Raw genomic sequence first — 13,100 nt, 5'->3', positions numbered from 1 at the left:
GAGTGCTGACATGCTCTATGCGCACACCGTCGCCGACGTCCGTGCCGCCGAGGCCGCGCTCATGGCGCAGGTCCCGCCGGGCTCCCTCATGCGCTGGGCCGCCGCCGGCCTGGCCGCGTACGTCCGCGAGGTCGCCCCGGGCAGCTCACCGGTCGTCTTCCTCGTCGGCACAGGGGACAACGGCGGTGACGCCCTCTTCGCGGCAGCCGAGCTGGCACGCGAGCGGTACGTGGCGGTGGCGCTCGCCGACCCGTCGCGGGTGCACGGGCCGGGGGCCCAGGCCGCGCAGGCCGCGGGCTGCCGCTTCGTCGACTCGCCCCGCGGCTTCGCGGTGGTCGTCGACGGGATCGTCGGCATCGGTGGCTCGCCCGGGCTGCGCGCGCCTGCCGACGCGTGGCGCGACGTCCTCGCCGCTGAACGCCCGTTCGTGATCGCGGTCGACGTGCCCAGCGGCGTCGAGGTCGACGGTGCGACCCTGCCCGGCTCGTACATCGCCGCCGATGCCACCTGTACGTTCGGCACCTACAAGAACGCGCTGCTCGTCGACCCGGCGGCGACCCGGGCGGTGCGTGGGGCGCTCCCGCGGCTCGTCGACATCGGGCTCGGCCCGTTCTTGCCGCCGCCTTCGGTCGAGGCGCTCACGGCGGGCGACAACCAGCTGCTGCTCGCGATCCTCCGGCCGACGCTGGACGAGCGGGGAGAGCAGCCCACGCAGAAGTACACACGCGGTGTCGTCGGCGTCGCCGCCGGGTCCGCCGCGTACGCCGGGGCCGCCCAGCTGTGCGTGCGCGGCGCCCAGGCCGGGATCGCCGGCATGGTGCGCTTCGTCGCCGAACCCTCGCTCGCGGCGCGGATCGTGGACCGCTGCCCGGAAGTCGTCGCTCACACCGATCCCGCAGCGCGCGGGCGCGTCCAGGCTTGGGTCGTCGGCTCGGGTGGGGGAGACGACGCGGCCGACCGGCTCGCGATGGCGCTGGAGGACGAGGTGCCCGTGGTGGTCGACGCGGATGCGCTCGCCCACCTCCCCGAGCGGCTCCCCGTCCCCGCGCTGCTCACGCCGCACGCCGGCGAGCTGGCCCGGATGCTCGACGTCACCCGCTCCGACGTCGTGGCCGATCCGCTCGGCCACGCCACGCGTGCTGCCGAGCGCTGGGGAGCGACCGTGCTGCTCAAGGGCGCCCGCACCCTCGTCGCGTACCCTGGCTCGCCGACCCGGGTGAACCTCTCCGGCACCCCGTGGCTGGCCACCGCCGGTGCGGGAGACGTGCTCGCCGGGCTCGCGGGCTCGTTCCTCGCGGCCGGCGCCCATCCTCGTGACGCCGGCTCGCTCGCCGCGTTCGTGCACGGCGCCGCGGCCGTGGCAGCCTCGGGCGGTGGGCCGGTCACGGCCACCCGTGTCGCCGATGCGGTCCCGGGAGTGATCGCCGCGTGGCGCAACGGGACGCTCACCGAGTCGCAGGTACGGGACTGGAGGGACCGGTGAGCGCTCCCGCCGAGGCGCTCGTCGACCTCGACGCCTACCGCGCCAACCTCGCACGCCTGCGCGAGGCCGCGCCGAACGCCGCGCAGATGGCCGTCGTCAAGGCCGACGCGTACGGGCACGGCGCGATCGAGGTCAGCGCCGCCGCCCGCGAGGCCGGTGCCGAGTGGTTGGGGGTCGCGACCATCGAGGAGGCCCGCACGCTGCGGCGCGCCGGCGACACGGGCCCGCTGCTGGCCTGGCTCAACCCCGCCGGAGCCGACCTCGCTCCCGCGATCGACGCGGGAGTCGACATGGCCGCCGGCTCGGTCGAGCAGCTCGACGCCGTGCTCGCGGCCAGTGCCTCGGCGCGGCCGCGGGTCCACCTCAAGGTCGACACCGGCATGGCGCGCGGCGGGGTCCGTGGCGCCGAGCTCACGGCGCTCCTCGACGCGGCCGCCGCCGCGCAGCGCGCCGGTCGGATCGAGATCGCCGGGATCTTCTCGCACTTCGCCTGCGCCGACGAGCCCGCCAGCCCGGTCAACGGTGCCCAGGAGCACGCCTTCACCGAGGCGGTCGACGAGCTCTCCTCGTTCGATGTCGAGCGTCCTCTGCGTCACCTCGCGAACTCCGCCGCGGCCCTCACCCGTCCGAGCGCCCACCTCGACGCCGTGCGGGTCGGGATCGCGTCGTACGGGCTCAGCCCCGGCCCTGCGCTCGGGACGCCCGCACAGCTCGGGCTCACGCCGGTGATGACGCTGCGGACCGCGCTCGCCCTCGTCCGACGGGTGCCTCCCGGCACCGGCGTCTCGTACGGCCACACCTACGTGACCAAGCGTGAGACGACGCTCGGCCTGATCCCCGTCGGGTACGGCGACGGCATCCTGCGGGCAGCGTCCAACCGGGCGTCCGCGCTGGTCAACGGCGAGCTCGTGCCGGTGGCCGGACGGGTGTGCATGGACCAGATCGTGCTCGATCTGGGCGACACCCCGGCGAGCCGCGGGGAAGAGGTCGTGCTGTTCGGTTCCGGGCGGCGCGGCGAGCCGCTCGCCGAGGACTGGGCCGAGGCCGCGTCGACGATCGGCTACGAGGTCGTCACTAGGCTGGGGGGGAGGATCGCTCGCCGCCATGTCGGCGCGATCCCTAAGACCACCGGCAGCGGGGGCTGACAGGAGGCACGATGGACTGGCGCAGGCTCGGGACGTACGCGGCTGTCACCGCGGGGACCCTCGCCGCCGCCGGCGCCACCGCCGCGGCGGCGCGCGTCGCCACCGACCGCAGGCGTGCTCGGCGCAGGGCCAGGCGCGGTGACGCGATGGAGTTCGGGACGCTCCACGCGCCCGAGGTCACCGTCATGGCGACCGACGGCGTCCCGTTGCACGTCGAGATCGAGGAGCCGGCCGACCCGGCGGCGTACGCGGCCGAGGGGGCCCCGACGATCGTCTTCGCGCACGGCTGGGTGCTCGACCTCGACTGCTGGCACTATCAGCGCGCGGCGCTGCGCGGCCGAGCCCGGATGGTCTTCTACGATCAGCGCGAGCACGGCAGCTCCGGTGACGCGACGCTCGAGACGTGCACGCTCGACCAGCTCGGAGACGACCTGAAGTCGGTCGTCGACGCCGTCGCGCCGACCGGCCCGCTCGTCCTCGTCGGCCACTCTATGGGGGCGATGACCGTGATGTCGTTCGCCGCGCAGTACGGCGACCTCGTCCGCGACCGGGTCGTCGGGGTCGTCCTGATGGGGACGAGCGCCGGCGACCTGATCCATCCCACCCTCCCGTTGGCGCGGCTGCAGCCGTGGCTGCCGCGGTTCGGTCCGCTGCTCGATCAGGCGCGCCGGCTCGACTCCTTCCCTGTGATGCGGATGTTCGCGGTCGGACCGGACTCGCCGGCCAAGTACGCCGACATGACCGACGAGATGATCGCGCGGTCGCGGTCGAAGGCGCTGTGGGACTTCGCCGGCAACTTCGTCGACCTCGACCTGTACGGCGCGCTGCCGGTGCTGCCCGGCAAGCGCACGGTCGTCATGGGCGGCACGAAGGACAAGCTCACTCCGATGCGGCACTCACGGCGGCTGGCCGAGCTGATCGACGGTTCCGAGCTGCTCGTCCTGGAAGGCGCGGGCCACATGATGATGCTCGAACGCCACGAGGACGTGACCGCGGCGATCGAGAGCCTCTGGGAGAGCGCGTGAACGGCACGACCTACCCGAACTTCCACGCCCTCAACGTCTTCGACGCGACGCCCGACCGCGCGGCGGACGTGCTGTCGGTGATCCGCCGCTCGTTCGGAGCGCGTCCCACCCTCGACCCCCCGTCGACCGCGATGACAGAGACCATCGAGTCGGTGCGTGCCGCGCTCGAGCAGGCCGGCGGGTTGCTCGTCGAGCGCCGAGGAAAGCCGATCGGAGCGATGCTGTACGACGCGTCCCGGCCCGGGCTGCTCGGCTTCCGGCGGGTCTCGGTCGACCCCGACCACCAGGATCGCGGCGTCGCCTCGGCGATGGTCGGCGTCGCCGAGGACACTGCGGAGGAGCGGGGCCTCGACGGCGTGTGGCTCGACGTCCGTGAGGAGCTCCCCGAGAACGTGACGTTCTGGGCGCGGCGGCGCTACTTCCCGGTGCGCCGCGACGGGACGACCCTCGAGTTCGGCAAGCCGCTGTGGCTCGCCCGTGAGCTGCCGACCGCCGACGACGCCCACGACTTCGGCGCGAGACTCGCCACGCTGCTGCGCCCGGGCGACGTGATCGTCATGTCGGGCGGGCTCGGCGCTGGCAAGACCACGCTGACGCAGGGGATCGGCGACGGGCTGGGCGTACGAGGGCCAGTGACGTCCCCGACGTTCGTCCTCGCCCGCACCCACCCCAACCTCGGGGACGGGCCGCCGCTGGTCCACGTCGACGCCTACCGTCTCGGCGGCGCGCTCGAGCTCGACGACCTCGACCTCGACACTGCCACCGAGGACTCGGTGACGGTCGTCGAGTGGGGCGAGGGCATGGCGGAAGACCTCAGCGACTCCTGGCTCGAGGTGCGCCTCGAGCGCCGCGCCGCGACCGTGCTCGACCCGCTCGGCGCCGAGGCGCCCGAGCGTGACGACGCCACGGACCACGACGTACGCCTCGTGACCGTCAAGCCGCACGGCGCACGCTGGGCCCGGGTCCCGCTGCGCTCCACGTTGCTCGAACCTGATGCGATCACCCACTCCGTGCAGGCCCGCGGGCTGGGCGAGGCGATGGCCTGAAGCCCCCGTGATCACGCCGCACGCCACCCCTGTGAGACCCGCCGCCCAGGGCGTACCCTTGCCACGATGCTGATCCTCGCCCTCGATACCGCCGCCCCGGCGACCTCCGTCGCGTTGCACGACGGGTCTGCCGTGCTCGCGGCCGTGTCGCAGCCCGGCGCGATGAGCCACGGCGAGCTGCTGGCTCCGGCGATCGCCGAGGTGCTGGCGACCGCGGGCGCCGATCGTCGCGAGATCACCGACATCGCCGTCGGTGTCGGCCCTGGCCCGTTCACCGGCCTGCGCGTCGGCGTGGTCACCGCCCGTACGCTCGCGGTCTCGCTGGGCGCGAGGCTTCACGGCGTCTGCTCACTCGACGTGATCGCGGCCCAGGCGGTCGATCGCGCAGTGGTGGGGGAGGCCTTCGCGGTGGCGACCGACGCCCGCCGCAAGGAGGTCTACTGGGCCGAGTACACGCCCAGCGGTGAGCGGGTCGGCGACCCGGACGTGCTGCGTCCCGCCGACCTCGCGGTGCGTCTCCCCGCCTCGATGCCCGTCCTTGGACGCGGCGCCGACCTCTACGCCGACCTGCTCCACCGTGTGGACGGTCCTCCTGATCCGGACGCCGGCGTGCTCGCCTCGATGATCGCTTCGGGCACAGCCGTCGAGATCGGGACGGAGCCTCTCTACCTCCGGCGCCCTGACGCCACGCCCGCCGCCGAGCGGAAGCGCGCCTCGGCGTGATCCGACCCGGCGCGCCGGATGACGCCGAGGCGCTGGCGTTGCTCGAGCAGGAGGCGTTCGGCGCCGATGCCTGGTCTCGCGCGCAGGTCACCGACGAGGTCGCGGGCGACACCCGCCACGTCGTCGTCGCGGAGGACGAAGGACGTGTCGTGGGCTACGCCAGCCTCATGGTCACGGGAGACACGGCGGACGTGGCACGGATCGCGGTCGTGCCACGCACGCGCAGACGGGGAGTCGGACGGCGCCTGTTGGCGGCGCTGCTCGACGAGTCCGCTCGACGGGGTGCGGAGCGGGTGCTGCTCGAGGTCGCGGCGGACAACGCGGCGGCGATCGGGCTGTACGAAGCGGGAGGCTTCGTCGCGATCGCGACGCGGCCGCACTACTACCGGTCGGGCGCGGACGCCGTCGTGATGCAGCGTGCCGTGGTGACCCGGAGGGACGGCTGATGTACCGCGTGGCCTCAGGTACGCCGTGGGAGGACAAGTACGGCTATGCGCGTGCGGTCGCGTACGGACCGCACGTCGCGATCGCCGGGACCACGGCGACCGTGAACGGGACGGTGATCGGCGTCGGTGACCCGTACGTGCAGACGATGGTGGCGTTCGGGATCGCGATGGACGCCCTGCGGCGCTGCGGGCTCGACTCGCAGCACGTGGTGCGGACCCGCATGTACGTCATCGACATCACCGACGCCGACGAGGTCGGACGCGCGCACCGCGAGCTGTTCGGAGCGACGCCGCCGGCGGCGTCGATGCTCGAGGTCAACCGCCTGATGCATCCGGACCACCTGGTCGAGGTCGAGATCGACGCGTACGCCGAAGGGCGCTGACCGGACCGCGGGCTGGGTAGGCTGAACCTACGGAACCGTACGCTCGGTAGGGTTGCCGGATGCGCGACCTCACCTACCCGCCGATCATCGCGACGGCCAAGACCCTCTTCCGGCTCCGCGGCTGGAAGGTCCGGATGACCGGCACCGAGAACATCCCTCGCGAGGGCGGCGCGGTCCTCGCGTCGAACCACATCGGCTTCGCCGACTTCGTCCTCGCCGGTTTCCCTGCCGAGCGTCGGGGCCGCCTGGTGCGCTTCATGGCCAAGAAGGAGGCGTTCGACCATCCGATCGGTGGTCGCGTGCTCCGGACCATGCACCACATCCCGGTCGACCGCGCCTCAGGTGCCGAGTCGCTCGACGCCGCCGTCGACTACTGCCGTCGCGGCGAGATCGTCGGCATCTTCCCCGAGGCCACGATCAGCCGCTCGTTCGAGATCAAAGAGGTCAAGTCGGGCGCACCGCGCATCGCCGCCCAGGCCGGTGTCCCGCTGATCCCGGTCGTGCTGTTCGGGACGCAGCGGATCATGACGAAGGGGCACAAGCTGTCGCTGCCGCGAGGGCTGCCCATCCAGATCCGCGTCGGCGAGCCGCTGTACCCGACCGGAGCCGATCCCGTCGCGGAGACCGAACAGCTTCACCGGGCGCTCCAGGCGCTGCTCGACGAGGCGGTCGCGGCATACCCGGACGCGACCGAAGGGCAGTGGTGGGCTCCGGCCCGGTTCGGCGGCACGGCGCCGACGCTCGAAGAAGCCGCGCAGCTCGACGTCGACGAGCGCGCCGCGCGCGCCGCCCGCAAGGCCGCAAAGGTCGCGAACGACGACTGACCGCCCCTCTCGTACGACCCAGCGTCGCCGTAGGTAGCGTGTTGCGACCTCTCGCTCGTGCAGGAGCCGGGCGGCGGTCCGCTTGCGGTTGTGCGGCAGCACGTCGGTCCACGTGATCCGTACGACGTGATAGCCCAGTCTGCGCAAGGCGTCCTCGCGCCGCTTCTCCGCCCACAGCTTCTGCTTCCCGCTCCGGATCACCTGTCCGTCGGGGTCCCGCTCGTCGCCATACTTGCCCTTCCCGTCGAACTCCAGCACCATCTGGACGTCCGGCCAGAAGAAGTCGACCTCGGCCCAGCGGTCGTCCGGCAGCCCGATCCAGTGCTGGGTGTCCGGCCGGGGCACGGCGTACTGCCAGCAGGTCAGCATCACGAGCACCTCGGCGACGCTCTCGCAGCGGGCGTCTGCGACCTCGAGTGCGCTCCGCGCCGTACGGATGCCCGCCCGCCGCCCGAACCCGTCGAGCCGTGCGGTCAGAACGGCCTTGAGCGAGGCCTCGTCGAACTCCTCGACCATGCTGCGGCGACGTGCCTCGCTGTGGCACGAGGCGAGCCACGCGGAAGCGATGACGGCTCGCACCGCGAGCGGGCGGCAGGTCATCACCTGGGCGACAGCGAGGTCCGCGCGGGCTGTCGCCACGCCGTCAACCGCCTCGACATCGGTCTCGGCGAGCACCTCGCGGTGGATCTGGATGCGGTTGCGCCGTCGGCTCGTCGCACCGCCGACCCGACCGACGTGGGAGACGTCGAGGTCGAGGTCGCCGTCGGGAAGGTCGAGAGGCGATCTTGCGTCTGGGAGCGCCCGACAGGGCGCGATGCTCCGCCGCGATCGCGAACACCCCTCGCCGCGGGCGTACGAGCTGATCACGCTGGAGGAGCATGCCGAGCTCGCGGGATTCGTCGCCGAGGTCGCGCGCGGCGCTGGCGGTGAACGACCCGCCGTTGCATCGGGCGAGCCGCTTGAGCGATTCCATGGCGAGATCCTGCCGCGGTTCGGCACACGCGTGCCGAACCGCCTGTGGACAACCCGCGGGTGCCTCGTACGGCTCACCGCTGAGTCAGCGGCGGCGCGGGGCGAAGGTCGTGTACGACCCGAGCGGCGCGGGCCGCAGGGCGTCCAGCGCCTCGAGGTCGTCCTCGGTCGGCTCCCACTCGGCGGCCTCGACGTTCGCCGCGACCTGCTCGGGCCGCGTGACGCCGGCGATGACGCTGGCGACCGCCGGCTGTGCGGCGAGACCACCGATCGCGACCTCGAGCATCGTGCGTCCGCGCTCGCGGGCGTACGCCTCCAGCGCCTCGATGCGGTCCCAGTCAGCCCCGGCGAGTCGCGCCGTCTGCGTGCCCTCGGCGAGCCTCGTGCCTTCGGGGGCCGCCTCGCCGCGAGCGTACTTGCCGGTCAGCAGCCCGTACGCCAGCGGGAAGTACGGCAGGAGTCCGACCCCGAGCGCCTCGCAGGCCGGGACGAGCTCGGCCTCGGCCGAGCGGTTGTAGAGCGAGTACTCGTTCTGCGCCGACACGAACGCGGTCGTCCCGGACGTGCGAGCGGTCCAGTCGGCGTCGACGAGCTCCCAAGCGGTGAGGTTCGAGCAGCCGGCGTAACGCACCTTGCCCTCGCGCACGAAGTCGTCCATCACGCTCAGCGTCTCCTCGACCGGAGTGACGTGGTCGGGCGTGTGGAGCTGGTAGAGGTCGACGTAGTCGGTGCCGAGGCGCGTCAGGCTCGCCTCCAGCGCCCGTCGCAGGTAGCGGCGTGACGCCCGGGCGCCCCAGTCAGGACCGTTGGCCCCGCCCATGTCCATGCCGCCCTTGGTCGCGAGCACGACGTCGCCGCGGCGTGCCCCGAGCGCGCGGCCGACCAGCACCTCGCTGGCACCTCGGCCGTACGTGTCGGCGGTGTCGAAGAGGGTCACCCCGGCGTCGATCGCCGCGTGCACGACCTCCTTCGTGCGGGCTTCGTCGACGCGTGACCCGAAGGCGTTGCACCCGATCCCGACCACTGACACCATCAGGCCGCTACGGCCGAGCGGACGTGTCCGCATTCAGTCACCCACCTCTCCGTCGGCGAGCTCCCGCAGGATGTCCAGGTGCCCGTTGTGGCGCGCGGTCTCCTCGATGAGGTGCGCGACGACCCAGCGTACGTTCGGATGGAAGTCGCGTCGCGGCTTGGCCGTCGGGGCGTCGAGGTCGAGGTCGGCGAGGATCGCGTCGCACGCGGCGATCTGCTGACGGTAGCCGGTGATGATCTCGTCGATCGTGATCTGCTCGGCGATCTCGAACTCGCCGTCGGGGTGCTCCTCCGACCAGGGCGCCCGGTCCTCGCCGCCCGCGATGACGACCTCGACCCAGTAGTGCTCGTTCCACCGCAGATGGTTGAGCACGCCCGCGACCGACATCAGAGGCGAGGTCGCCAGCGGTGTGGCGTGCGCGAGGGCGTCGGGAAGGCCCTCGGCCTTGGCGAGCGCGCTCTCTCGCACGTAGCGCAGGAGTGTCAGCGCTGTCGTCCGATCGTCGGGCGCTGTCGGGACGTCTGTACGACTCATGGGTCCACCCTGGCACCATGGGGGAGTGAGCACTGCTGCGACCCGATCCGACGGTCCCCTCGTCCTGGGGATCGAGTCGTCCTGCGACGAGACCGGTGTCGGGATCGTCAGGGGCACCGAGCTGCTGGCCAACGCGGTCGCCTCCAGCGTCGAGGAGCACGTGCGCTTCGGCGGTGTCGTTCCCGAGGTGGCGAGCCGCGCCCACCTCGAGGCGTTCGTGCCGATGCTCGAGAAGGCGCAGGCCGACGCCGGCGTCTCGGTCGCCGACGTGGACGCGATCGCCGTGACGAGCGGACCCGGACTCACCGGGGCGTTGCTGGTCGGGATCGCCGCTGCCAAGGCACTCGCGATCGCGTACGACAAGCCGTTGTACGGCATCAACCACCTCGTCGCGCATGTCTGCGTCGACCGGCTCGAGCACGGCGAGCTGCCCGAGCCGACCGCCGCCCTGCTGGTCTCCGGAGGGCACACCAACCTGCTGCTCGTCGACGACGTCACGACCTCGGTGCGGATGCTCGGGCAGACCATCGACGACGCGGCAGGCGAAGCCTTCGACAAGGTCGCCCGCCTGCTCGGCCTCCCGTACCCCGGTGGTCCGCAGATCGACCGCGCGGCGCGCGAGGGCGATCCGAAGGCGATCGCGTTCCCGCGCGGGCTGACGTCCGGCCGGGACATGGACAAGCACCGGTACGACTTCTCGTTCTCGGGCCTCAAGAGCGCGGTGGCGCGCCACGTGGAGCACGAGGAGCGGATGGGGCGTCCGATCTCCGTCCCCGACGTGGCCGCTTCCTTCCAGGACGCGGTGTGCGACGTGCTGTCGGCCAAGACGGTGCGTGCCTGCCTCGACCACGGCGCGAAGCACCTCGTCCTCGGAGGCGGTGTCGCGGCCAACCAGCGGCTGCGCCACTACGTCCTCGAGCGGGCCGGCGAGGCCGGGATCGACGTCCGTATCCCCCCGCCGGTGCTGTGCACCGACAACGGCGCGATGGTCGCCGCGCTGGGCTCCGCGCTCGTCGCCAAGGGGGTCGCGCCCAGCTCGCTCGACCTGCCGGCGGACTCGTCGATGCCGGTCACGCAGATCGTCGCCTGACCCCTCTTCGCAGGTCATTACCCCTTCAACCAGGGAAAACAGGTGTGTTGCGGCTATTGCAACCCCTGGTTACCACGGCTACGTTACTGAGCCGTAACGTCGGTTCGCCGGCGTGGACAACGGGCTCCTGGAGGGGGAGTCCGGTGAGATCTGGAGGGGATCGATGTCCATTTCACGTCGCACAGTCGTGCGCAAACCACTGTCGCTCATCGCATCCGGTGCACTCGTCGCCGGTGTGGCAGCGACCGTCACGACCTTGGGAGCGGGTGCCGCTCAGGCAGCCGATCTCAACCGTGACTTCACGTTCACCTGCAACGTCGTCGCCGCCGGGCTCCCGCTCGGCGACCACGCGGTCGGGGTCAACGCCAAGGTGTCCGTCCCCGATCAGGTGGCGCCCGGCGAAGTCATCCCCACCCGCAAGACGCAGATCACGCTCACGCTGCCAGAGACCCTGCGCAACGCGACCTATGGTCTGCTCGGGGCTCGGCAAGCGAGCGGCTACTCCAACGACTCGAGCATCACCGTCACCGCTGAGGGTGTGCCCGACGTCTTCACCTACCCCATCGCCAATCTGGCGGCCGACTGGACTCCGGTCCCGGCCGACGCGAGCACCCCGTGGAAGATCCCGACCGAGGGTGACGTCCCACCGATCACGGTCCCGAGCACCGAGGACTACCCGGACCTCGAGCTACCCACCGACGCCGTCATCCACATGCCGAAGGCGTTCAACGTGGTCGCCTCGCTCCGCAACGCGGCCGGCGAGCTGATCGGCGGTGAGGGCGCGGTCTCGATGAAGTGTGCGCTCAGCGGGACGGACGACCTCTTCGGCGTGATCCCGATCGTCGCTCCGGACCCGGTCAACACGCCGCCGACCGCCGGCGACGTCTCGGCTGAGACGGCGTACGGCACCCCGGTCGACGTCACGCTCGAGGGCGCCGACGCCGACGGTGACGCACTCACCTACACGTACGGCACCCCGGCGAACGGGTCGGTCAGCGGCTCGGGAGCCGACGTGACATACACCCCGGCCGACGGGTTCTCCGGCAGCGACTCGTTCACCTACACCGTCTCCGACGGCGAGGCCGAGGCGACGGGAACCGTCAGCGTGACAGTCGGCGAGAAGCCGAACGCCGCGCCGGTCGCGCTCGACGGATCGGCGACGACCGACGAGGACACGCCGGTCGACATCACGCTCGCGGCGAGCGATGCCGACGGTGACGACCTCTCGTACACCTACACCCAGCCGGAGAACGGCGAGGTGACAGGTGACGGTCCGGCGGTGACGTACACGCCCGAGGACGGGTTCGTGGGCAACGACGCCTTCACGTTCACGGTGAACGACGGCAAGGGCGGCACCGACACGGCAACCGTGGCGATCACGGTCCGTGACGTGGCCGAGCCCAACACGCCCCCGACCGCCGAGGCCGTGAGTGCCTCGACGGACGAAGGCAAGGCCGTCGAGGTCACGCTCAAGGGTGCGGATGCCGATGGTGACGCACTCACCTACACCTACACCCAGCCGGCGAACGGCACGGTGAGCGGCTCGGGTGCGACCGTGACGTACACGCCGGACGACGGGTTCTTCGGCGAGGACGCCTTCTCTTACACCGTCTCGGACGGCACCGACACCGCGACCGCCGCGGTGACGGTCACTGTGAAGGAGGTCGAGGAGCCGCCGACGAACACGCCGCCCACGGCGGGTGACGTGTCGGCGACGACCGACGAGGGCAAGGCCGTCGAGGTCACGCTCAAGGGTGCGGACGCCGACGGGGACGCGCTGACGTACTCGTACACCGAGCCTGCCAACGGCACGGTCTCCGGGTCGGGCGCGACGGTCACGTACACGCCGGACGACGGGTTCTTCGGGACCGACAGCTTCGACTACACCGTGTCCGACGGTGAGGCCGAAGCGACGGGCACGGTGACAGTGACGGTGAAGGAGGTCGAGGAGCCGCCGACGAACACACCGCCCACGGCGGGTGACGTGTCGGCGACGACCGATCAGGGCAAGGCGGTCGCGATCGCGCTGAAGGGTGCCGACGCCGACGGTGACCCGCTGGCGTACTCGTACACCCAGCCGGCAGGGGGCGCGGTGAGCGGCAGCGGCGCGACCGTGACGTACACACCGAAGGCCGGGTTCTCCGGCACCGACACGTTCACCTACACGGTGGACGACGGCAAGGGCGGCACGGCCACCGGCAAGGTGACCGTGACCGTCAAGAAGGCGTCGGAGCCCCCGGTCGACAAGTGCGGTCCGCAGCCCAACCCGCTGCGTGAGCCGTTCAAGTGGCTCAAGTGGCTCGCCTGCAAGCTGCTGCAGCACTTCCCGCGCTGACAGCCGCTCGATGACCGCCCGTGGCGGGGCACCGTGAGGGGTGCCCCGCCACCGGTGCGTC

12 protein-coding genes are annotated in these 13,100 nt (G+C 72.0%); 10 read left to right on the top strand and 2 right to left on the bottom strand.

Going from position 1 to position 13,100, the window contains the following annotated elements; all coding sequences use genetic code 11:
- The first annotated feature begins 10 nt into the window (after positions 1-10).
- The 8 genes from H4N58_RS16340 to H4N58_RS16305 all read left to right on the top strand — a co-directional run bounded on the left by H4N58_RS16340 (position 11) and on the right by H4N58_RS16305 (position 7,075).
- Positions 11-1,483: a bifunctional ADP-dependent NAD(P)H-hydrate dehydratase/NAD(P)H-hydrate epimerase gene (locus H4N58_RS16340; protein ID WP_167251642.1), complete on the top strand. Its 1,473-nt coding sequence runs from the start codon at positions 11-13 to the stop codon at positions 1,481-1,483.
- On the top strand, positions 1,480-2,628 hold the full coding sequence (gene alr, locus H4N58_RS16335) for an alanine racemase (protein WP_167251643.1): 1,149 nt from the start codon (positions 1,480-1,482) through the stop codon (positions 2,626-2,628). The genes H4N58_RS16340 and alr overlap by 4 nt, the downstream gene beginning before the upstream one ends.
- Before the next feature lie 11 nt (positions 2,629-2,639).
- The gene (locus H4N58_RS16330; protein WP_167005579.1) at positions 2,640-3,653 is read left to right on the top strand and encodes an alpha/beta fold hydrolase; all 1,014 of its coding nucleotides are present in this window, start codon (positions 2,640-2,642) and stop codon (positions 3,651-3,653) included.
- Positions 3,650-4,699, top strand: coding sequence for a tRNA (adenosine(37)-N6)-threonylcarbamoyltransferase complex ATPase subunit type 1 TsaE (tsaE, locus tag H4N58_RS20995; protein ID WP_347878348.1), 1,050 nt, complete (start codon positions 3,650-3,652; stop codon positions 4,697-4,699). The genes H4N58_RS16330 and tsaE overlap by 4 nt, the downstream gene beginning before the upstream one ends.
- A 66-nt stretch (positions 4,700-4,765) precedes the next feature.
- On the top strand, positions 4,766-5,422 hold the full coding sequence (gene tsaB / locus H4N58_RS16320; RefSeq protein WP_167005576.1) for a tRNA (adenosine(37)-N6)-threonylcarbamoyltransferase complex dimerization subunit type 1 TsaB: 657 nt from the start codon (positions 4,766-4,768) through the stop codon (positions 5,420-5,422).
- Positions 5,419-5,868 (top strand): ribosomal protein S18-alanine N-acetyltransferase, encoded by a 450-nt coding sequence (rimI, locus tag H4N58_RS16315; RefSeq protein ID WP_167005573.1) that lies wholly within the window; start codon positions 5,419-5,421, stop codon positions 5,866-5,868. Before tsaB ends, rimI begins: the two co-directional genes overlap by 4 nt.
- Positions 5,868-6,251: a RidA family protein gene (locus H4N58_RS16310; RefSeq protein WP_139086355.1), complete on the top strand. Its 384-nt coding sequence runs from the start codon at positions 5,868-5,870 to the stop codon at positions 6,249-6,251. The genes rimI and H4N58_RS16310 overlap by 1 nt, the downstream gene beginning before the upstream one ends.
- A 59-nt stretch (positions 6,252-6,310) precedes the next feature.
- A complete protein-coding gene (locus tag H4N58_RS16305; RefSeq protein WP_167251644.1) occupies positions 6,311-7,075 on the top strand; it encodes a 1-acyl-sn-glycerol-3-phosphate acyltransferase in 765 nt (254 codons plus the stop codon).
- Between the two features lie 1,057 nt (positions 7,076-8,132).
- On the opposite strand, the gene H4N58_RS16300 is transcribed toward H4N58_RS16305, so the two are convergent.
- Together H4N58_RS16300 and H4N58_RS16295 are read right to left on the bottom strand one after the other, a co-directional pair.
- A complete protein-coding gene (locus tag H4N58_RS16300; protein WP_167251645.1) occupies positions 8,133-9,113 on the bottom strand; it encodes an aldo/keto reductase in 981 nt (326 codons plus the stop codon).
- Positions 9,114-9,614: a DinB family protein gene (locus H4N58_RS16295; protein WP_167251646.1), complete on the bottom strand. Its 501-nt coding sequence runs from the start codon at positions 9,612-9,614 to the stop codon at positions 9,114-9,116.
- 25 nt (positions 9,615-9,639) lie between these two features.
- Here H4N58_RS16295 and tsaD point away from each other — a divergent pair, with 25 nt between their 5' ends.
- Positions 9,640-10,704: a tRNA (adenosine(37)-N6)-threonylcarbamoyltransferase complex transferase subunit TsaD gene (tsaD, locus tag H4N58_RS16290; RefSeq protein WP_243843027.1), complete on the top strand. Its 1,065-nt coding sequence runs from the start codon at positions 9,640-9,642 to the stop codon at positions 10,702-10,704.
- Between the two features lie 163 nt (positions 10,705-10,867).
- Positions 10,868-13,039 (top strand): Ig-like domain-containing protein, encoded by a 2,172-nt coding sequence (locus tag H4N58_RS16285; RefSeq protein ID WP_167251647.1) that lies wholly within the window; start codon positions 10,868-10,870, stop codon positions 13,037-13,039.
- The last annotated feature ends 61 nt before the right edge of the window (positions 13,040-13,100 follow it).

This window comes from Mumia sp. ZJ1417, assembly GCF_014127285.1.
Taxonomy (GTDB): Bacteria; Actinomycetota; Actinomycetes; order Propionibacteriales; family Nocardioidaceae; genus Mumia.
Note: the sequence above shows the minus strand (reverse complement) of the source record. Positions and strands in the feature narration are given on the sequence as shown.

Excerpts from the sequence above, each read along its gene's own strand:
- H4N58_RS16340 (WP_167251642.1), top strand. The coding sequence starts at position 11 with ATGCTCTATGCGCACACCGTCGCCGACGTCCGTGCCGCCGAGGCCGCG.
- H4N58_RS16330 (WP_167005579.1), top strand. The coding sequence starts at position 2,640 with ATGGACTGGCGCAGGCTCGGGACGTACGCGGCTGTCACCGCGGGGACC.
- tsaB (WP_167005576.1), top strand. The coding sequence starts at position 4,766 with ATGCTGATCCTCGCCCTCGATACCGCCGCCCCGGCGACCTCCGTCGCG.
- H4N58_RS16310 (WP_139086355.1), top strand. The coding sequence starts at position 5,868 with ATGTACCGCGTGGCCTCAGGTACGCCGTGGGAGGACAAGTACGGCTAT.
- H4N58_RS16305 (WP_167251644.1), top strand. The coding sequence starts at position 6,311 with ATGCGCGACCTCACCTACCCGCCGATCATCGCGACGGCCAAGACCCTC.
- H4N58_RS16300 (WP_167251645.1), bottom strand. The coding sequence starts at position 9,113 with ATGCGGACACGTCCGCTCGGCCGTAGCGGCCTGATGGTGTCAGTGGTC.
- H4N58_RS16295 (WP_167251646.1), bottom strand. The coding sequence starts at position 9,614 with ATGAGTCGTACAGACGTCCCGACAGCGCCCGACGATCGGACGACAGCG.
- H4N58_RS16285 (WP_167251647.1), top strand. The coding sequence starts at position 10,868 with ATGTCCATTTCACGTCGCACAGTCGTGCGCAAACCACTGTCGCTCATC.